This window comes from Streptomyces sp. A012304, from assembly GCF_026008495.1.
Lineage (GTDB): Bacteria > Actinomycetota > Actinomycetes > Streptomycetales > Streptomycetaceae > Streptomyces.
Genome location: NZ_BQUN01000098.1, coordinates 203,156 through 223,540, shown reverse-complemented (window position 1 = coordinate 223,540; position 20,385 = coordinate 203,156). Strand labels below are relative to the sequence as shown.

The following is a 20,385-nucleotide window of genomic DNA, read 5'->3' as shown; positions in this document are numbered from 1 at the left end:
CGGCCGGGGCCGGCCAGCCGATGAGCAGCAGCGGACCACCGACTGTGAGAACCAGCGCGGGGCGCTGGTCGGACAGCCGTCCGGCGACGGTGACGCCGACGAGGGAACCGGCACCGAAGAGCACCAGAGCCACGGAGATCCACAGCTCGCCCAGCCCGGCGGTGTCGGTCACGACGGGGGCCAGGAAGGTGAAGCTTGCGAAGGTTGCCGAGTTCACCAGCGCGCCGAGCAGCATCACCAGCAGCAACCGCGGCCTTGCGAGCTGGGCGAACTCCGCTCGCAAGGTCGGCCCACCAGCCGCCTCTTCCTTCGCACGTCCCGCCGGGATCGCCTTCAGGATGCCGAGGGCTGCGGGCAGGCAGAGAGCGGCGACAGCCCAGAACGTGGCCCGCCAGCCGAGCAACGTGCCGAGTACCGACCCGCCAGGGACACCGGCGATCGTGGCCACCGTCGTGCCTGACAGCAGCACGGCCAGCGCACGTCCTTTCTGGTCGGCGGGCACCAGCCTGGCGGCAGCCGTCAGGGCGACCGCGAGGAACCCCGCGTTCGCGAGCGCGGCTACGACCCGGGTGGCGAACAGGACCGGGAAGCTCGTGGTGATGGCTCCCACGGCGTGAGCTGCCGCGAAAGCGAGGACGAACCCGAGAAGGCTCGAGCGCCTGGGCCAGTTGCGGGCCAGCGCGGCCACCAGGGGCGCGCCGACGATCATGCCGATCGCGAAGGCCGAGGTGAGTACGCCTGCCGTCCCGACTGTGACGTCGAGATCCGAGGCGATGTCCGGCAAGAGGCCGGCGAGCATGAACTCCGAGGTGCCCATGGCGAAGACCGCCAAGGCAAGCAGGTACAGGGGAAGAGGCATCGAGTGGCTCCGAGACGAGGAGAAGCACGAGAAGGTCATCTCGTCACCGCGGCCAGCCCCAGGAACACACTCGTCCGACCGCAGAACGCGGCGCGACGACAGGGCTACGAGCTCAGTGATCGTGGGGGCTGACGGCGTGACCGAAAGCCCCCACCTTGTCTGACTCAGGACTCGACATGGCCCGCACGCTACCCGACCTCTGTCCGTCGACGCACCACGGTTTCACCGGCGTCGGCCTGTGCCACCACGTCATGTCCCGCAACACCCAGGCCTTGCCTTGCTGCACGCGGACCCGTCGTACCGCCGCGTCACGCCCCGCGCCGCAGCAGCCGCAGCAGCTCCGCGGTGGACCTCCGCCGCGCCCAGGCGATGAGCGTCAGGGGGATCAGCAGGATGAGCGGGGTCGCCGCGTTCTGCCCGTCGAAGACGACGACCTGGACGACGAACGCGCCCACCATGAGCGCGCCGAGCGCCATCGCCGCCACCGACTGGAGCACCGGCACCAACAGCGCGATAGCACCGGCGAGTTCGAGAACGCCGATGAGGTACATCCCCGCGCTGCCCCAGCCCATCTTGTCGAAGCCCTCGGACGCCGAGGGGTGCGCGATCAGCTTCGGCAGCGCGCTCGCGATCCCGTAGAACAGCGCGAGCAGCACCTGCACGGACCGCAGGGCGACACGCGCCCGACGGCCTCGCGCGGTTCCGGAGGAGGAGCGGGAGGCGGATGCGGAGCTGGAGGTGGAGGTGGAGGCAGAGGTGGGGATGGGGGTCGCGGTCGAGAGCGGAGAGGCGGCGGAAGCGGCGGTCTCGGACATGGGTGTCTCCCGGGGAATCGGTCCGTGGTGTCGTGGTGGTAGACCGCCCCACGCCCCGCAACTCATCGCCGCCGGCCGAACTGTTCCCGTCCTCGTGCCGACTTCTTATCCCCTACTCCGTCACCGGCATCCGCTCCCTCCGGTTCCTGTTCCTCCGCGACACCTGTTCGCCCCGTCCCGGGTCCAGGTCCCCCGCGGCTCCTACTCCCCTTGCGGCACCTCCCCCGCCGGCACCACTCTCACCCAGACCCGATCTTCCGTCAGATACCGGTCCACTCTCAGCCCCGCCTCCGCCAACGCCTCCTCGAACTGCTGGTCGGTCAGCGGCCGCGAGCGGAACGTCTGGGTCCATACCGCGTCCGGGAACACGTACTCCACGTGCACCGAGTGGACGCCGTCGCCCTGCGGATCCGCCGACAGTATCCGCACCGTGAAGCCGCTCGGATCGACTCGTTCGCGCGGCACGTTCGTGTGGTAGTCGGCTCCCTCTCGCTGGATCAGTACGCATCCTCCCTCGGTGACATGCCGTGCGCAGGTGCGCAGCATGCCGCGCCGCACCTCGACATCACCGCTGTGGACCAGGAACGACGCGAGCATCACCACGTCGAACGTCTCGCCGCCCAGGTCGAGGGCCTCGATCGGGCTGCATATGGTGCGGGCGCCGCGGACACGCTCGAGCATCTCGGCGGACTCGTCCACCGCCGTGACCGTGAATCCCCGCTCCACGAGGGCGTGGGTCACCCGCCCCACACCGCTGCCCAGCTCCAGGATGTGCGCGCCGGCGGGCACCGCCGCCGAGATGATGTCCGGCTCGTCCATCACGGGCATGCGGCTGTAGAGCTCGACCGCGCAGCCGTCCGGGGTGATCGCACCGGGGCCCGTGCCCTCGTATCCCTCTCGCATTTCAAGCCTCATGTCCGTCGAACGAACCGCCCCTCCGGGCCGTCCCCCTCCCCCGGCCAGTTCACCCGTTCGAGCGACAGCGCTGACGTTCACTCTGCCCATGCACGGACAAAATCGATGAATCCTGACCCGGCGGCCCGTCCTCGACTCGATCTCGGCCGAAGAGTACGTTGCAAGAAGGAGTGGTGATCCGAATGCGTACCGGCAGTGAGCCGAGGACGGCGCGCAGTGTGCTGCGGGTCCGTTTCTGGCTGGCCGTGTGGGGACTGATCTGGGCGGTCTTCGGCACGGCCGCGTTCGCCATCGCCGGGCGTCCCGGCTGGGCGGCCGCCTGCGCGGCACTGTGGCTCGTCGTCACCGTCGACCTGGCCATGATCCTCCGCCACATCCGGCAGGGCCCGCACTACCAGCCGGGTCGTGACATCCCCCCGTACGAACCGCCGCAGCGCCCCCGCGCCTGAGGCCCGGCGCTCGCACGCGGTCGGCGACGGTCATCCATGTCCGACCGGGTCGTCGGCGGTCGCTCATGAGTCGATCAGGCCGCCGGCAGTCGACCAAGTCGCCGACCGTCGCTCACGAGCCGAACGGGTCGCCGGCGGTGCTCACGAGTCGAACCGTGCCGCCTTCAGGTACTGCGGGTTCGGGTCCAGCGCGGCCGCCAGGCGGAAGTGGCGCTTGGCCTGGTCGCCGCGCCCCTGCCGCTCATAGGTCCGGGCGAGCGCGAAGTGTGCGAACGCGTTGTCCGGCTCGCGCTCCAGGACGATCGTGAACTCCAGTTCGGCGGGTCGCAGTTGCGCGGCCGCGAAGAAGGCACGCGCGCGCAGCAGGCGGGCGGCGGTGTTCTCGGGGTGCGCGGCGATGACGCCGTCGAGCAGCTTCACCGCGCCCCGCGGGTCCCGTGCGGCGAGCAGTTGCTCCGCGGCACGGAAGTCGATGACGTGCGTCTCAGGAGTACGTCCGGTCGAACCGCTGGTTTCGGGCACGGAAAAATCCTTCCCTTGCTGGACGCGTTCAACGCGCGCGACGGGGGCCGCTATTCCCCCGGCGATTCCTGGGACTCCCGGGGCTCGTGTGCCCGCCGCGCCAGCTCCGCCCACACGTCCTTCACGCGCTGCTCCAGCTCGGCCAGCGGCACGTCGTTGTCGATCACGATGTCCGCGATCTCCCGGCGCTGCTCGCGGGTGGCCTGTGCCGCCATCCGCGCGCGTGCGTCGTCCTCGGTCATGCCGCGCAGGTGGACGAGCCGGTGCAGCTGGGTCTCGGGGGCGGCGTCGACGACCACGACCACGTCGTAGAGGGGCGCGAGGCCGTTCTCGGTGAGGAGCGGCACGTCGTGGACGACGACGGCGTCGGCGGGGGCGCCGGCCTCCAGCTCGCGGGAGCGGGCGCCGACCAGCGGGTGCACGATGGCGTTGAGGAGGGCGAGCTTCTCCGGGTCGGCGAAGACGATGGAGCCCAGACGGGGGCGGTCGAGGCTGCCGTCCTCGGTGAGCACGGTCTCGCCGAAGGTTTCGACGACCGCCGCGAGGCCCGGCGTGCCGGGCGCCACGACCTCACGGGCGATGCGGTCGGCGTCGATCAGGACGGCCCCGCACGCGACGAGCAGCCGCGACACCTCGCTCTTGCCGGCGCCGATGCCGCCGGTCAGGCCTACGCTCAGCATGACCGGAAGCTTAGGCCATACCCCCGGCCATACCCCCCATGCCCCCGACAGCGCACCGGGCGCACCGGGCGGATCCGGAAGTGCTCAGCTCTCCCCCTTCCGCCCCGGAAGGGCTCAGCCCTCGCCCTCCCGCTCCGCCAGGAACTTTTCGAACTCCCGCCCGATCTCGTCCGCCGACGGGATGTCCGTCGGTTCGGCGAGCATGTTGCCGCGGGTCTCGGCGCCCGCGGCGGCGTCGTACTGGTGCTCGAGTCCCTGGACGAGGGCGGTGAGTTCCTCGTCGCCCTGCTGGATCTGGCGGTCGATCTCGGTCTGGGTGCGGTGCGCGTCGGTGCGCAGGGCGTGTGCGACGCCGGGCAGCACCAGTCCCGTCGCGGCCGTGATGGCCTCCAGGACGGTCAGGGCGGCGTCCGGGTAGGCGGAGCGGGCGATGTAGTGCGGGACGTGGGCGGCGACGCCCAGGACGTCGTGGCCGGCGTCCATGAGGCGGTACTCGATGAGCGCCTCGGCGCTGCCGGGGACCTGTGCCTCGTCAAAGGGGCTGCGGTGGACCGGGACGAGGTCCGTGCGGTTGCCGTGCGGGGTGATGCCGACGGGGCGGGTGTGCGGGACGCCCATGGGGATGCCGTGGAAGTTCACCGACAGGCGGACGCCGAGCCGTTCCACGATCTGCCGTACGGCGGCGGCGAAGCGTTCCCACTCGACGTCCGGCTCGGGGCCGGACAGCAGCAGGAACGGCGCTCCGGTGGCGTCCTGTACGAGCCGCACCTCGATGGCGGGCTCTTCGTAGTCGGTCCACCGGTCGCGCTTGAAGGTGAGCAGCGGACGCCGGGCGCGGTAGTCGACCAGCCGGTCGTGGTCGAAGCGGGCGACGACCTGGTGGGGCAGCGAGTCGAGGAGCCGGTCGACGATCTGGTCGCCGGTCTCACCCGCGTCGATGTATCCGTCGAAGTGGTAGAGCATGACAAGTCCGGCCGACTCCTGGGCCAGCGCCATGTCGACGACGGCCAGCCCCTTCGGCTCCCATGCGTACAAACCCTGCGGATCAAGCACTTGGACCGCTCCCCTCGTGTTCGTACTGCACAACGCGCGTGGGGGCATGGGCATTCCCGGCCATGTGCGGCAACGCCGAGAGCCCGCACCTCGAAAGGTGCGGGCCCTCGGTTCAAGAGCTACGGCTCAAGAGCTCCCGCTCAAGAGCTACGGCTCAAGGGGCGTCAGCTCTGGCCGCCCGCGAGCTTCTCGCGCAGCGCGGCGAGCGCCTCGTCCGAGGCCAGCGCGCCGGAGGTGTCGGCGCCCTCGGAGGAGTACGAGCCGCCGGTCGCGGCCGGAGCCGCAGCCTCGCCGCCCTCGGCCTCGGCAGCGGCGTCGGCCTCGCGGGACTTGATGACCTGCTGCTGGTGCTGCTCGAAGCGGGACTGCGCCTCGGCGTACTGGCGCTCCCACTCCTCGCGCTGCTTCTCGTAGCCCGGCAGCCAGTCGTTGGTCTCCGGGTCGAAGCCCTCGGGGTAGATGTAGTTGCCCTGGTCGTCGTAGGACGCGGCCATGCCGTACAGGGTCGGGTCGAACTCGACCGCGGCCGGGTCGGCACCGAAGGACTCGTTGGCCTGCTTCAGCGAGAGGCTGATGCGACGGCGCTCGAGGTCGATGTCGATGACCTTGACGAAGATCTCGTCGTTGACCTGGACGACCTGCTCCGGGATCTCCACGTGGCGCTCGGCCAGCTCGGAGATGTGGACCAGACCCTCGATGCCCTCGTCGACGCGGACGAACGCACCGAACGGAACCAGCTTCGTGACCTTGCCGGGCACGACCTGGCCGATCTGGTGGGTGCGGGCGAACTGCTGCCACGGGTCTTCCTGGGTCGCCTTCAGCGACAGGGAGACGCGCTCGCGGTCCATGTCGACGTCGAGGACCTCGACCGTGACCTCCTGGCCGACCTCGACGACCTCGGAGGGGTGGTCGATGTGCTTCCAGGACAGCTCGGAGACGTGGACCAGACCGTCGACGCCACCCAGGTCCACGAAGGCACCGAAGTTGACGATCGAGGAGACCACACCGGAGCGGACCTGACCCTTCTGGAGGGTCGTGAGGAACGTCTGGCGGACCTCGGACTGGGTCTGCTCCAGCCAGGCACGGCGGGACAGGACCACGTTGTTGCGGTTCTTGTCCAGCTCGATGATCTTGGCCTCGAGCTCCTTGCCCACGTAGGGCTGGAGGTCGCGGACGCGGCGCATCTCGACGAGGGAAGCCGGCAGGAAGCCACGGAGGCCGATGTCGAGGATGAGACCACCCTTGACGACCTCGATGACGGTACCGGTGACGATGCCGTCCTCTTCCTTGATCTTCTCGATGGTGCCCCAGGCACGCTCGTACTGGGCGCGCTTCTTCGAGAGGATCAGGCGGCCTTCCTTGTCCTCCTTCTGGAGGACCAGGGCCTCGATCTCGTCACCGACGGCGACGACCTCGTTGGGGTCGACGTCGTGCTTGATCGAGAGCTCGCGGCTCGGGATGACACCTTCGGTCTTGTAACCGATGTCGAGCAGGACCTCGTCCCGGTCGACCTTCACGATGACGCCGTCGACGATGTCGCCGTCGTTGAAGTACTTGATCGTCTCGTCGATCGCTGCGAGGAAGGCTTCCTCGTTACCGATGTCGTTGACCGCTACCTGCGGGGTGGTGGCGGTGGTCTCGGTGCTGCTCGTCATGTGGGAAAGGGCTCCGGTACGGACATTGAAGTCGTAGGTACTGCTTACGCCGGGAGCCCGTTTCGCTCTGCAGAAGCCGGACAGCCTAGGAAGCGCCTCACCAGCGAACCGGCGACGGCGCCTCGACAACCGAGGGGACATACAACAGATGCGAGCGCAGCCTGCTACGTCTGAGGTGCGCAGGCCCGCAGCGCAACTTGTAGCATACGGGGGCAGCCGGGCAGGGTCAATGCGCGAAGCCGCACACCCGGGGCGGATCGCCCCATACCCGGCACAAAACCTGTGTTCCGAGACGGCGCAGGCCGCGCGAAGACCCCCCGGTAGGGCGAAGCGACACCGCCGTGGCGGGTTGGACGGAAGAGTACGACGAGGGAGCCGATCATCCAAGAGCCCGCATCGTCCGAGCCGGCCTATGAGCCGGAGGCCACCCGCCGCGACGCCGGCGTCGCGGAGAGCGCCCGGGCCAACCGGGGCTGGTGGGACCGCAACGCGGACGAATACCAGATCGAACACGGCACGTTCCTCGGCGACGACCGCTTCGTGTGGGGCCCCGAGGGCCTGGACGAGGTGGAGGCCGGGCTGCTCGGCCCGCCGGAGGACCTCAAGGGCCAGGAGGTGCTGGAGATCGGCGCCGGCGCGGCCCAGTGCTCCCGCTGGCTGGCCGCCCAGGGGGCCCGTCCGGTGGCCCTGGACGTCTCCCACCGCCAGCTCCAGCACGCGCTGCGCATCGGTGGCGCCTTCCCCCTGGTGTGCGCCGACGCGGCCGCGCTGCCCTTCGCGGACGCCTTCTTCGACCTGGCCTGCTCGGCGTACGGGGCGCTGCCCTTCGTCGCCGATCCGGTGCTGGTGCTCAGGGAGGTGCGCCGGGTGCTGCGCCCGGGCGGCCGTTTCGTGTTCTCGGTGACGCATCCGATCCGCTGGGCGTTCCCCGACGAGCCGGGCCCGGAGGGGCTGACGGTGGTGTCGTCCTACTTCGACCGCACGCCGTACGTCGAGCAGGACGAGCGGGGCCACGCGGTGTACGTCGAGCACCACCGCACGCTCGGTGACCGGGTGCGCGACATCGTGGCGGCGGGCTTCCGGCTGGTGGACCTGGTGGAGCCGGAGTGGCCGGACTGGAACACCTCGGAGTGGGGCGGCTGGTCGCCGCTGCGCGGAAGCCTCCTCCCGGGCACGGCGATCTTCGTCTGCGAACGTTCCTAGCCCCGCGTACGACACTGGGGGCGTGATCCGTTACGACGCCCTGGACGCGCTGCCCGTGCGGGCCGCCCTGCCCGCTGTGAACGACGCCCTGGAGGGGCACGGCACCGCCGTGCTGGCCGCGCCGCCCGGCACCGGCAAGACGACCATGGTGCCGCTCGCGCTGGCGGGGCTGCTCGGCGAGGGGCCGGCGCGGCGGGTGGTCGTGGCCGAGCCGCGGCGGATCGCGGCGCGGGCGGCGGCGCGGCGGATGGCGTGGCTTCTGGGCGAGCGGCCCGGGCAGAGCGTCGGGTTCACCGTGCGCGGGGAGCGGGTCGTGGGGCGGCACACGCGCGTGGAGGTCGTCACGACGGGTGTGCTGCTCCAGCGCCTCCAGCGCGACCAGGAACTGGCCGGTGTCGACGTGGTGGTGCTGGACGAGTGCCACGAGCGGCATCTGGACGCGGACACGGCGGCCGCGTTCCTGTGGGACGTGCGGGAGGCGCTGCGGCCCGAGCTGCGGCTGGTGGCGGCCTCGGCGACGACCGACACGCAGGGGTGGTCGCGGCTGCTGGGCGGGGCGCCGGTGGTGGCCGCGGAAGGGGCGTCGTTCCCGGTGGAGGTGGTGTGGGCGCCGCCGTCCCGTCCGGTACGGCCGCCGCACGGCATGTGGGTCGATCCCGCGCTGCCGGCGCACGTGGCGTCGGTGGTGCGGCGGGCGCTGGCCGAGCGGTCGGGGGACGTCCTGTGTTTCCTGCCGGGCGTCGGTGAGATCGCGCGGGTCGCGGGGCGGCTCGGGGACCTGGACGGCGTGGACGTGCTCCAGGTGCACGGGCGGGCGCCGGCGGCTGTGCAGGACGCGGTGCTGGCGCCCGCCGAGCGGCGCCGGGTGGTGCTCGCGACGTCGGTGGCCGAGTCGTCGCTGACGGTGCCGGGGGTGCGGGTGGTCGTGGACTCGGGGCTGGCGCGCGAGCCGCGGGTGGACCACGCGCGCGGGCTGAGCGCGCTGGCGACGGTCCGGGCGTCGCAGGCGGCCGGGCGGCAGCGCGCCGGGCGGGCCGGGCGTGAGGCGCCGGGGGTGGTGTACCGGTGCTGGTCGGAGGCGGAGGACGCACGTCTGCCGCGGTTCCCGGCGCCGGAGATCAAGGTGGCCGACCTGACCGCGTTCGCCCTTCAGGCGGCCTGCTGGGGCGATCCCGACGCCTCGGGGCTGGCGCTGCTGGATCCGCCGCCGGGCGGGGCGATGGCGGCGGCGCGGGGTCTGCTGACGGCGATCGGGGCGGTGGACGCCGAGGGGCGGGCCACGGAGCGGGGGGTGCGGTTGGCCCGGCTGGGGTTGCATCCCCGGCTGGGGCGGGCGCTGCTGGACACCTCCGGTGAGGGTGCCGAGGTGGTGGCGCTGCTGAGTGAGGAGGCTCCTCGGGAGTACGGGGACGATCTCGCGGCGGCTCTGCGGGCGGCGCGGCGTGGGGGTGACGCGTACGCGGCGCGATGGCGGGCGGAGGTCCGGCGGCTGCGGGCCGTCGTGGAGTCGGACACCGCCCGGGAGACCCGCCCGGTGCGGGGGGACGTCGGGGCCGGTCCGGCCGGAGACGACCGGATGGCCGGGCTGGTCGCCGCTCTGGCGTTTCCCGAGCGGGTGGCCAGGGCCCACGGTGGCTCGTACCTGATGGCCTCGGGGACCCGCGCCGAGCTCGGTAAAGGGTCCGCCCTGCGGGGCGCGCCGTGGCTCGCCGTCGCCGTCGCCGACCGGCCCGTCGGGAAGGGGCACGCGCGGGTGCGGCTCGCGGCGGCCGTGGACGAGGAGACCGCCCGGTTCGCGGCCGCGTCGCTGCTCGACGAGCGGGAGGAGGTCCACTGGGCCGACGGGGATGTCGTGGCGCGGCGGGTCGAGCGGCTGGGGGCGGTGGAGCTGGCGGTGCGCGCGCTGCCGGACGCCGATTCGGCGCTCGTACGGAACGCGCTGCTCGATGGGTTGCGGCAGGAGGGGCTGGGGGTGTTGCGCTGGTCGGCGGAGGCTGGGGTGCTGCGGCAGCGGCTGGCGTTCCTGCGGCGGCAGCTCGGTGAGCCCTGGCCCGATGTCTCCGACGAGGGGCTGTACGCGCGCGTGGACGACTGGCTGGAGCCGGAGCTGAGCCGGGCCCGGCGGCGTGCCGATCTCGCGCGGATCGACGCCGGGCAGGCGCTGGGCCGGCTGCTGCCGTGGGCGTCGGGGGAGGCGGCCCGGCTGGAGGAGCTGGCACCCGAGCGGATCACGGTGCCGAGTGGGTCCAGGATCCGGATCGACTACGCGGATCCGGAGCGGCCCGTGCTGGCGGTGAAGTTGCAGGAGATGTTCGGGCTCCAGGAGTCGCCGCGCGTGGCGGGGGTGCCGCTGTTGGTGCACCTGCTCTCGCCCGCGGGCCGGCCCGCGGCGGTCACCGCCGATCTCGCCTCGTTCTGGCGGGACGGTTACAGGGGCGTGCGGGCGGAGCTGCGGGGCCGGTATCCGAAGCATCCGTGGCCGGAGGACCCGGCGGGCGCGGAGCCGACCCGGCACACCAACGCGCGGCTCAGGCGGTGACGGGCTGTGGTGCGGCCGGTTCGGCGGGGGCCGGCCGGGCGGGGCGTCGGCCTCGGGCCTCCAGCCAGAGGGAGAGGGCGAGCAGCAGGGTGCCGAGGAGCAGGAGGCCCCAGGGCAGGTAGGACGTCATGAGCAGCACCAGGGCGCGGTTGGACTTGACCAGGGCCACGGTGTGGTCGATGTAGTCCTCGCGCATCTTCACGTGCCCGGCGAAGGCCGTCACCTTGGCGCGGTCGCCGAGCAGGGTGCCGCCGCGCAGTTCCTCCTGGTGGATCTCCTCGCCGTAGACGGGGGCGCCGGTGAGCGGTTCGACCCAGAACTTGCGGACGGTGGTGTACCAGCGGGTGGTGCCGGTTCGGGCGACGGTCTCGGGGGTGATGCCGGCGACCGGCATGGTTTTGGGCATGGGGACTTTGGTCCAGGGGACGGTCTGTTCGAAGTAGTAGACCTCCAGGCCGCGGAAGTTCTGGGTGCCCTTGTAGTGGATGGGGGCGGTGACGCGGGCCTGTGCGTCGAAGTACTCGTAGTCGCGTTTCTCGGTCAGGAACGGCCATTTGAACTCCAGGCCGTCCCGGCGGACCGGGTCGCCGTCGACCATCTCGCCGGTGGCGTGGACGGGTTCCTGGGTGTGGGCGTCGAAGATGTAGCGCTCGGGGACCTTGGAGACCATCTTGCCGTCGGGGCCCTGGACGTAGGACAGGCCGTCCCAGACGACGACGTCCCGTCCTGCTGTCTCCTCGATGCGCTCGGAGGCCTCCACGTTGCCTTTCAGGGTCTGCACGATGGTGACTTTCGGGACCGTGCGGGCGGTCATCGTGCCGTAGTCGAGGAGGGTGGCGTCGCGGGCCTCCAGGACCATGGTCTGGTAGGCGTCGGCCGGGACCTTGGCCAGGCGGGGGAAGGCGTACCAGCGCAGCAGTGGGGACAGTGCCGTGCAGAACACGGCGAGGGCGAGCAGGATCAGGCTGGCCTTGCGGCGCATCTCGGCCTCCCTCCCGGGCGGTCAGGGGTGTGCGGGCACCGTCGTCAGCAGCGGTTTCGGGGAGGTGCGGCCGGTGGGGGTGCCCAGGGCGGTGAGTGTGAGCACCAGGGCGAGCGCGACGGCCAGACCGGTCGCGGCGGCGATCAGGGCGCGCATACGGGCCTCCCGGTGCGGTGCGGCGACCACGGGAACTGATGGAGCGTCAGGTCCGGCACGGTAGCAACGGGAGCGCGAGATGAGAACACGTCTGCACGACGACGGCGCCCCACTCGGGTGGAGGGGGCGCCGTCGTCGTGTCGCGGTGGGTCAGGAGCCGGTCGTGGTCGACTCCGACGGCGTCGTGGACGCGCTCTCGGACGCGCTCTCGGAGGGGCTCTCGGAGGGGCTCTCGGACGGGCTCTCCGAGGGGCTTTCGCCGGCGCTCTCCGAAGGGCTCGGCGAGGAGGACGGGGCGGCCGTGACGGTCAGTTCCACGGTGAGCGTGGCCCCGCCCGTGGTGGTGACGCGCAGCAGGTACGTGCCCGCGGTGTCACCGGCGTAGAGGCTCGGCAGCCTCAGCCGGCCGTTCGCGTCGGTCTGGAGGTTCGTCAGGGAGCGGACGGGGTTGCCGGCGGCGTCCTTGAAGTAGGGGCCCTGGTCCGCGGCGCTGGTGTCGCCGGCCGCCTTGACGATGGTGGCGGTGGCCGCGACCTTGTCGGCGACGGCGCCCTTGTAGGTGGCCTTCACCTCCACCTGGCCGGCGAACGTGCCGCCCGCGACGCAGGTCAACGCGGTCGTGCCGGTGGAGAGGGCGTCGGCGGCGCGGTCGGTGACGGTGGCGGTGTAGTCGAGAGCGGCCGTCAGACGGCCCGCGACGGTGGCGCGGACGGTGAAGCCGCCGGTGGACTCGCCCGCCTGGAGAGCCGGGGCGACGGCGACGCCCTTGCTGTCGGTGACGACCGTGGCGACGTTCTCACCGCCGGCGAAGGTGGTGTCGGTGGAGCCGAGGATGGTGAAGCGGATCCTGACCTTGGCGACGGCCTTGCCGGCCGCCGTCTCGGCCCGCGTGCTGATCTTCTCCGTGAAGGTGTCGCCCGCCATGGCGGTGAGCTTGGCCGTGCCCGCGTTCTCGAGGTGGTCGACCGTGTCGGTGGGCGTCGGGGCCGGCGTGGTGGGCGTCGTGGGCGTGGTCGGCGTCGTGGGGCCGGGCTTGGGGCTCGTGGACGGCGTCGTCGGCTTGGTGGGCGTGTTCGGCGTCGGCGTGGTGCCGGGGTTCGGCGAGGCGCCCGTGGTGCCGTCGTCGTCGCTGCGGTTGGACGGCAGTGAGCCGGTGCCGTCGGGGATCTCGTGCGTGCCCCTGCGGTAGTACTCCAGCCACGACCTGACGGTGTTGTAGTACTCCGTGGAGTTGTTGTAGCTGAGGATCGCGCTGCGCAGCCCGGAATCGGTGGCCATGTCCCAGCTGTTGCGGCACAGGTAGTGCGCGGCGGCGAGCGCGGCGTCGTAGATGTTGTTGGGGTCCTTCTTGCCGTCACCGTTGCCGTCGCGGCCCGCCCACGCCCAGGTGGAGGGGATGAACTGCATGGGCCCGACGGCGCGGTCGTACGTCGTGTCGCCGTCGTAGGCGCCGTTGTCGGTGTCGCTGATGTTGGCGAAGCCGATGCCGTTGAGGACCGGGCCGAGGATCGGCGAGTGGGTGGTGCCGTCGGCGTCGACACGGCCACCGCGGGCCTGGCCCGACTCGACCTTGCCGATCGCGGCGAGGAGTTCCCAGGGCAGGTTGCAGCCGGGCTTGGAGCCGGCCAGTGCCGCCGCGGCCTTCTTGTAGGCGTCCAGGACGGTCGCGGGGATGCCGGCCTCGCTGCCGCCGGTGCCGGTCGGCGTGCCCGACGGGCTGGCGCTCGGACCGGGGATGGGGCTGTTCAGCGGCGGCAGGTCCGTGTAGTACGGGGAGTTGCCGGTGGCGCTGCCCTCGGCGCTCTGGTCGGCGGACGGGGCGTCGGCGGCGGTCCGTCCGTCGTGGCTGCCGGCCGTGACGTCCGGGGCCTGGGACGCCGCCAGGGCCGCGGCCACCACCGCGGCCACGGTGGTGTTGACCGCACCCTTGCGCAGCCTGGTGCCGAAATGCGCCGACATGAAGTGAACCCCTCCCGTGGACACTCGAGCGCCCGTACCCGTCTTGTGTTGCCCGTGATTCTGTTCTGCTCGCCCTGTTGGGACGAACGACCCACCCCGAGGGTTGCGCCCGCGGGTGTTTTGCCCGGTTCTGTTCGATTGTTCGGCCATGCTTTCGCACTGCGGCTCCAGCGACCCTACGACAACTTCGTTTACACCGGCACCCGTTAGACCCCGGTATTCACCACACGGTCATGAACCGCCGGCACACGGGTGGTGTCCCGCATACTTGTTCGCGTCGTCGATCTTGGGGTCTCAGCCCCCGCACCATCCGCCCCGGGAGCCCCGTTGCCGTTCACCCTGAGTCACGCGGCGGCCGTCCTGCCCGCCGTACGCACCGACGGCACCGGCCGCGGGCCACTGGTGCCGTCCGCGCTGGTGGCGGGCTCCATCGCTCCCGACATGACCTACTACGCGGCGAGTGTCCTGTCCGGGGCGATGGAGTTCGGCGACGTCACACACTCCTTCCCGGGCGTGTTCACCATCGACGTGCTCGTCGCCTGGGCGCTGGTGGGGCTGTGGCTGCTCGTGCGCGAGCCGCTCGTGGCGCTGCTGCCGCGCGCCCGTCAGGGCCGCACGGCCACGCTGACGCGCTGTGGAGCACCACGCGCGCGGGTCCGCCCGGCCATGCTGCTGTGGTGGTACGTCTCCGCCACGCTGGGCGCGCTGACCCACGTCGTGTGGGACGCCTTCACCCACCTCGACCGGTGGGGCATGCGCGTGTTCCCGGTCCTGGGCGAGCAGATCGCGGGCTCACCTCTGTACTGGTACATGCAGTACGGCGGTTCCGCCGTGGCCGCGGTCGTCATCGCCGTGTTCCTCGCCTGCGCGCTGCGCCGGGCACCCGCCGGGGAACCGGTCGGCGTGCCGTTGCTGTCGGCGCGGGACCGCTGGGGGGCCGCGCTGCTGATCGGCGGCTGCGCACTCGTCGCGGCGGTCCAGCGGACGACCCGGTGGTGGGAGCACTGGGGCGCCCGCGCCAAGCCGTACGAGATCATCCCGACCCTGTGCTTCGGCGCGGGCGCCGGCCTGGTGCTGGGCCTGCTGCTGTACGCCGTGACGGTACGGCTCCGGCGCCCGGCGCCCCGACGGGTGGAGGAACGGGCGGACGAGGTGCGGACCGGCTGAAGAAGCCGACCCAGTCTCTGCGGAGACAGGGCCCCACTCCCGGCCGGTACGTCCGCGCCCCGCGCCACCCCGCCCGGCCCCGTCGTCGGCTAGTGCGCTGCCGACTCCCAGTCCGCGCCCGCGCCGACCGAGACGTCCAGCGGCGCCCTGAGCCGCACGGCGTCGGCCATCTCGCGGCGGACCAGGTCCTCCGCGGCCGCGCGCTCGCCGGGGGCGATCTCCAGGACGATTTCGTCATGGACCTGGAGGAGCATGCGGGACTTGAGACCGGCCTCGCGCAGCGCCCGGTCCACCTTCAGCATGGCGATCTTGACGATGTCGGCCGCGGTGCCCTGGATCGGCGCGTTCAGGGCCATCCGCTCCGCCGCCTCGCGACGCTGACGGTTGTCGCTGTTGAGGTCGGGGAGGTAGCGGCGGCGCCCGAAGAGCGTCGCCGTGTAGCCCGTCGCCCGGGCCTCGTCGACCGCACGGCGCAGATAGTCACGGACGCCGCCGAAACGCTCGAAGTAGGCGTCCATCAGGGCGCGGGCCTCCGCCGCCTCGATGTTCAGCTGCTGCGACAGGCCGAACGCCGACAACCCGTACGCCAGGCCGTACGACATCGCCTTGATCTTGCGGCGCATCTCGGCGTCCACCGCCGCAGGCTCGACGCCGAACACCTGGGAGGCGGCGGTGGTATGCAGGTCCTCGCCGGAGGTGAACGCCTGGATCAGGCCCTCGTCCTCGGACAGGTGGGCCATCACACGCAGTTCGATCTGGCTGTAGTCGGCGGTCATCAGGGACTCGAAGCCCTCACCGACGACGAAACCGCGGCGGATCGCCCGGCCCTCGTCCGTACGCACCGGGATGTTCTGCAGGTTCGGGTCCGTCGACGACAGGCGGCCGGTCGCGGCGACCGTCTGGTTGAACGTCGTGTGGATCCGGCCGTCCGCGGCGATCGTCTTGATCAGGCCCTCGACGGTGACGCGCAGCTTCGCCTGCTCTCGGTGGCGAAGCATGATGACCGGCAGTTCGTTGTCCGTCTGGGTGGCCAGCCAGGCCAGGGCGTCGGCGTCGGTCGTGTAGCCGGTCTTGGTCTTCTTCGTCTTCGGCAGGCCCAGTTCCCCGAAGAGGACTTCCTGGAGCTGCTTGGGCGAGCCCAGGTTGAACTCGTGCCCGGCCGCCGCGTGGGCCTCCTTCACCGCCTGCTGGACGGCGCCCGCGAACATCTGCTCCATGGCCTCCAGATGGGCCCGGTCGGCGGCGATGCCGTGCCGCTCCATGCGGGCGAGGAGGGCGGAGGTGGGCAGCTCCATGTCCTGGAGGAGGTCCGCGGCGCCGACCTCCTCCAGACGGCCACCGAACGCCTCCCCGAGGTCGAGGATCGCGCGGGCCTGCACCATCAGGGCCTCGGCCTCGGCGCCGTCGTCCGCGCCGAAGGCGAGCTGGCCGTCGGCCGCGGCGGCGGGGGCCAGCTCCCGGCCGAGGTACTCCAGGGACAGCGCGTCCAGGTCGAAGGAGCGGCGGCCCGGCTTGACCAGGTAGGCGGCCAGCGCGGTGTCCATGGAGACACCGGCGACGCTCCAGCCGTGCTCGGCGAAGACACGCATGGCGCCCTTGGCGTTGTGCAGAACCTTGGGACGGTCCTCGGCGGCCAGCCAGGCCACCCACGTGTTCTCGTCGGACTCGTCCAGCTCCGCCGGGTCGAACCAGGCGGCCGCTCCCCCGGCCGCGGCCAGGGCGACCTCGGCGACGGATCCGCTGCCCAGCGCCCAGGTGTCGACGGTCGCGACACCGAGGGGACCGGCGCCGTGCTCGGTGAGCCAGCCGGTCAGCTCGCCCGTGCCCAGCACTGTGCCGTCCAGCTCCACGCCCGCCGCGACCACCGGGGTCGTCTCGGCCTCCTCGCCGCCCGGGTCGACGGCGAGGAGCCGCTCACGCAGCGAGGGGTTCCTGATCTCCAGGGTGTCCAGGACCATCGCGACGGCCTTGCGGTCGTACGGCGCCCGCGCGAGATCGGCGACACCCTTGGACAGTTCGACGTTCCGCTCCAGCTCGGTGAGGCGGCGGTTGAGCTTCACCGCCTCCAGGTGGTCGCGGAGGTTCTGCCCGGCCTTGCCCTTGACCTCCTCGACGCGCTCGACCAACTCCGCGAACGAACCGAACTGGTTGATCCACTTCGCGGCCGTCTTCTCGCCGACGCCGGGGATGCCAGGGAGGTTGTCGGAGGGGTCCCCGCGCAGCGCCGCGAAGTCCGGGTACTGGGCGGGCGTCAACCCGTACTTCTCGAAGACCTTCTCCGGGGTGAAACGGGTCAGCTCCGAGACGCCCTTCGTCGGGTACAGCACGGTGGTGTGCTCACTGACGAGCTGGAAGGAGTCACGGTCCCCGGTGACGATCAGCACCTCGAAGCCCTCGGCCTCGGCCCGGGTGGCGAGCGTGGCGATGACGTCGTCGGCCTCGAAGCCGTCGATCGCGAACCGCTGCACGTGCATCGCGTCGAGCAGCTCGCCGATCAGCTCCACCTGACCCTTGAACTCGTCCGGGGTCTTGGAGCGGTTCGCCTTGTACTCCGTGAACTCCTCGGACCGCCACGTCTTGCGGGAGACGTCGAAAGCGACCGCGAAGTGCGTGGGCGCCTCGTCACGCAGGGTGTTGGCCAGCATCGACGCGAAGCCGTAGATCGCGTTCGTCGGCTGGCCCGTCGCGGTGGTGAAATTCTCCGCGGGCAGCGCGAAGAACGCGCGGTAGGCCAGCGAGTGCCCGTCCATGAGCATCAGGCGGGGCCGGTCGCCGCCGGAGGTCTTCTCGGTCTTCTTCGATGCTGTTTCTGCCACGCCCCCGATCCTGCCACGCCCCACTGACACTCCGACCCCGCCCACCGTGGAGGACCCGGACAGGGCCGCTCCGGACTGCCCCCGGCCAAGGGCCAGCCATCCCCGCCCCCGCTCCTGCCCTCGCCCCCGCTCCCGCTCCCGCTCCCGCTCCCGCCGCAACCAATACCCACGGCCTCGCACGCCCGTCCGTCCCCGCTGTCGGTGGCGCGTGCGAGGATCGGAGGCAGAGGGCAGGCACAGACACCGATGTGTCACCCGCGTCAGCGAAGGAGAGCGCCGCGATGGCAACGAAGCCGCCCAAGGCCGACCCCGTCCAGGACGCGCCGCAGGTCGCCGAGCCGAAGCACGCGGCGGCGGGCCTGCCGGCCATCGGGCACACGCTGCGCATCGCCCAGCAGCAGATGGGTGTGAAACGCACCGCGCTGACCCTGCTGCGCGTCAACCAGAAGGACGGCTTCGACTGCCCGGGCTGCGCCTGGCCGGAGCCGGACCACCGGCACGCGGCCGAGTTCTGCGAGAACGGCGCGAAGGCTGTGGCCGAGGAGGCCACCCTGCGCCGGGTCACCCCCGAGTTCTTCGCCGCGCACGCCGTGGCCGACCTGGCGACCCGCAGCGGCTACTGGCTCGGCCAGCAGGGCCGCCTCACCCACCCCATGTACCTCCCCGAGGGCGGCACGCACTACGAGCCCGTCTCCTGGCAGCGGGCCTTCGACATCATCGCCGAGGACATGGCCGCCCTCGCCTCCCCCGACGAGGCCGTCTTCTACACCTCGGGCCGCACCAGCAACGAGGCGGCGTTCCTCTACCAGCTCTTCGCGCGCGAGCTCGGCACGAACAACCTGCCGGACTGCTCCAACATGTGCCACGAGTCGTCCGGCTCGGCCCTGTCGGAGACCATCGGCATCGGCAAGGGCAGCGTCCTGCTGGAGGACCTCTACCGGGCCGACCTGATCATCGTCGCCGGCCAGAACCCGGGCACCAACCATCCGCGCATGCTCTCCGCGCTGGAGAAGGCCAAGGCGGGCGGCGCGAAGATCATCAGCGTCAACCCGTTGCCCGAGGCGGGCCTGGAGCGCTTCAAGAACCCGCAGACCGCCAAGGGCATGACCGCGGGCGCCGCGCTCACCGACCTGTTCCTGCAGATCCGCATCGGCGGCGACCAGGCCCTCTTCCGGCTCCTCAACAAGCTGATCCTGGAGACGCGAGGCGCGGTCGACGAGGCGTTCGTCGCCGAACACACCCACGGCTTCGAGGAGTTCGCGAAGGCCGCGCGCGCCGCCGACTGGGACGAGACGCTCGCCGCGACCGGCCTCACGCGCGGGCGGATCGAGGAGGCCCTGCGCATGGTGCTGGCCTCCGAGCGCACCATCGTCTGCTGGGCGATGGGCCTGACCCAGCACAAGCACTCGGTGCCCACCATCCGCGAAGTGGTCAATTTCCTGCTGCTGCGCGGCAACATCGGCCGCCCCGGCGCGGGCGTGTGCCCGGTGCGCGGCCATTCCAACGTGCAGGGCGACCGCACGATGGGCATCTTCGAACGTCCCGCGCCCGCCTTCCTGGACGCCCTGGAGAAGGAGTTCGGCTTCGCTCCCCCGCGCGCACACGGCTTCGACGTCGTACGGGCCATCCGCGCGCTGCGCGACGGCGAGGCGAAGGTGTTCTTCGCGATGGGCGGAAACTTCGTCTCCGCCTCCCCCGACACCGACGTCACCGAGGCGGCCATGCGCCGCGCCCGGCTGACCGTGCACGTGTCGACGAAGCTGAACCGCTCGCACGTCGTCACGGGCGCGCGTGCCCTGATCCTGCCCACGCTCGGCCGCACCGAGCGCGACACGCAGGACAGCGGCGAGCAGTTCGTCACCGTCGAGGACTCCATGGGCATGGTGCACGCCTCCCGGGGCCGGCTGGACCCGGCGAGCGCGCACCTGCTGTCCGAGCCGGCCATCGTCTGCCGGCTGGCGCGCCGGGTCCTGGGCGAGGGCAGCAAGGTGCCGTGGGAGGAGTTCGAGAAGGACTACGCGACGATCCGGGACCGCATCGCGCGCGTGATCCCCGGCTTCGAGGACTTCAACGCGCGCGTGGCCCGCCCCGGCGGCTTCACCCTCCCGCACGCCCCGCGCGACGAGCGCCGCTTCCCCACCGCCACCGGCAAGGCCAACTTCACCGCCGCGCCGGTCGAGTACCCCAAGCTGCCCGCCGGCCGCCTCCTGCTGCAGACCCTGCGCTCGCACGACCAGTACAACACCACCGTCTACGGCCTGGACGACCGCTACCGCGGCATCAAGAACGGCCGCCGGGTGGTGCTGGTCAACGCCGAGGACGCACGCGAGCTGGGCGTCGCCGACGGCGCGTACGTCGACCTGGTCGGCGAGTGGCGGGACGGCGTGGAGCGGCGGGCGCCCGGCTTCCGCGTCGTGGTCTACCCGACCGCGCGGGGCTGCGCGGCGGCGTACTACCCGGAGACGAACGTCCTGGTGCCGCTGGACGCCACCGCCGACACCAGCAACACCCCGGCCAGCAAGTCCGTCGTGGTCCGTCTGGAACAATCGGCGACCGACTGAGCGTTTGCTCAGCAGGCGGCGGGCGTACCGGCGCCGCAGCGACCACGACGAACG

16 protein-coding genes are annotated in these 20,385 nt (G+C 71.7%); 5 read left to right on the top strand and 11 right to left on the bottom strand.

The features are described from left to right. The 3 genes from ALMP_RS23950 to ALMP_RS23940 all read right to left on the bottom strand — a co-directional run. Nucleotides 1–859, bottom strand: an 859-nt coding sequence (locus tag ALMP_RS23950) for a Cmx/CmrA family chloramphenicol efflux MFS transporter (protein WP_264931553.1), incomplete at its 3' end; no start/stop codon positions are given. 308 nt (nt 860–1,167) lie between these two features. Then, nucleotides 1,168–1,674: a DoxX family protein gene (locus tag ALMP_RS23945; RefSeq protein WP_264931551.1), complete on the bottom strand. Its 507-nt coding sequence runs from the start codon at nt 1,672–1,674 to the stop codon at nt 1,168–1,170. A 201-nt stretch (nt 1,675–1,875) separates the two neighbouring features. Continuing rightward, a complete protein-coding gene (locus tag ALMP_RS23940) occupies nt 1,876–2,577 on the bottom strand; it encodes a bifunctional 2-polyprenyl-6-hydroxyphenol methylase/3-demethylubiquinol 3-O-methyltransferase UbiG (protein WP_264931549.1) in 702 nt (233 codons plus the stop codon). Between the two features lie 194 nt (nt 2,578–2,771). Here ALMP_RS23940 and ALMP_RS23935 point away from each other — a divergent pair, with 194 nt between their 5' ends. After that, nucleotides 2,772–3,038, top strand: coding sequence for a DUF6343 family protein (locus tag ALMP_RS23935; protein ID WP_264931547.1), 267 nt, complete (start codon nt 2,772–2,774; stop codon nt 3,036–3,038). Between the two features lie 141 nt (nt 3,039–3,179). Here ALMP_RS23935 and ALMP_RS23930 read toward each other — a convergent pair whose 3' ends face one another. From ALMP_RS23930 to rpsA, 4 genes are all read right to left on the bottom strand, one after another. Continuing rightward, nucleotides 3,180–3,560 (bottom strand): M48 family metallopeptidase, encoded by a 381-nt coding sequence (locus ALMP_RS23930; RefSeq protein ID WP_264931545.1) that lies wholly within the window; start codon nt 3,558–3,560, stop codon nt 3,180–3,182. 50 nt (nt 3,561–3,610) lie between these two features. Continuing rightward, complete coding sequence (gene coaE / locus ALMP_RS23925) at nt 3,611–4,240, bottom strand: dephospho-CoA kinase (protein ID WP_264931543.1); 630 nt, start codon at nt 4,238–4,240, stop codon at nt 3,611–3,613. Between the two features lie 114 nt (nt 4,241–4,354). After that, nucleotides 4,355–5,293 (bottom strand): PAC2 family protein, encoded by a 939-nt coding sequence (locus tag ALMP_RS23920; RefSeq protein ID WP_264931541.1) that lies wholly within the window; start codon nt 5,291–5,293, stop codon nt 4,355–4,357. A 164-nt stretch (nt 5,294–5,457) separates the two neighbouring features. Beyond that, the gene (gene rpsA / locus ALMP_RS23915) at nt 5,458–6,948 is read right to left on the bottom strand and encodes a 30S ribosomal protein S1 (protein WP_264931539.1); all 1,491 of its coding nucleotides are present in this window, start codon (nt 6,946–6,948) and stop codon (nt 5,458–5,460) included. A 378-nt stretch (nt 6,949–7,326) separates the two neighbouring features. On the opposite strand from rpsA, the gene ALMP_RS23910 reads away from it, so the two are divergent. Next, entirely contained in the window at nt 7,327–8,151 is an 825-nt protein-coding gene (locus ALMP_RS23910; RefSeq protein WP_375803528.1) for a class I SAM-dependent methyltransferase, read from the top strand. A 22-nt stretch (nt 8,152–8,173) separates the two neighbouring features. Next, nucleotides 8,174–10,690, top strand: coding sequence for an ATP-dependent helicase HrpB (hrpB, locus tag ALMP_RS23905; RefSeq protein ID WP_264931537.1), 2,517 nt, complete (start codon nt 8,174–8,176; stop codon nt 10,688–10,690). Here the strand turns inward: hrpB and ALMP_RS23900 are convergent. The 3 genes from ALMP_RS23900 to ALMP_RS23890 all read right to left on the bottom strand — a co-directional run bounded on the left by ALMP_RS23900 (nt 10,680) and on the right by ALMP_RS23890 (nt 13,787). Next, nucleotides 10,680–11,672: a DUF3068 domain-containing protein gene (locus ALMP_RS23900; protein WP_264931535.1), complete on the bottom strand. Its 993-nt coding sequence runs from the start codon at nt 11,670–11,672 to the stop codon at nt 10,680–10,682. The two genes, hrpB and ALMP_RS23900, sit on opposite strands and share 11 nt — an antisense overlap. Nucleotides 11,673–11,693: 21 nt before the next feature. Beyond that, nucleotides 11,694–11,828, bottom strand: coding sequence for an SPW_0924 family protein (locus ALMP_RS23895; protein ID WP_264931533.1), 135 nt, complete (start codon nt 11,826–11,828; stop codon nt 11,694–11,696). 150 nt (nt 11,829–11,978) lie between these two features. After that, complete coding sequence (locus tag ALMP_RS23890) at nt 11,979–13,787, bottom strand: lytic transglycosylase domain-containing protein (protein ID WP_264931531.1); 1,809 nt, start codon at nt 13,785–13,787, stop codon at nt 11,979–11,981. Nucleotides 13,788–14,114: 327 nt separating this feature from the next. Between ALMP_RS23890 and ALMP_RS23885 the strand changes: the two genes are divergently transcribed. Then, on the top strand, nt 14,115–14,954 hold the full coding sequence (locus ALMP_RS23885) for a DUF4184 family protein (protein ID WP_264931530.1): 840 nt from the start codon (nt 14,115–14,117) through the stop codon (nt 14,952–14,954). 89 nt (nt 14,955–15,043) lie between these two features. On the opposite strand, the gene polA is transcribed toward ALMP_RS23885, so the two are convergent. After that, entirely contained in the window at nt 15,044–17,770 is a 2,727-nt protein-coding gene (polA, locus tag ALMP_RS23880; RefSeq protein ID WP_264931529.1) for a DNA polymerase I, read from the bottom strand. Nucleotides 17,771–18,051: 281 nt separating this feature from the next. Here polA and ALMP_RS23875 point away from each other — a divergent pair, with 281 nt between their 5' ends. After that, the gene (locus ALMP_RS23875; protein WP_264931527.1) at nt 18,052–20,331 is read left to right on the top strand and encodes an FdhF/YdeP family oxidoreductase; all 2,280 of its coding nucleotides are present in this window, start codon (nt 18,052–18,054) and stop codon (nt 20,329–20,331) included. Nucleotides 20,332–20,385 lie beyond the last annotated feature (54 nt).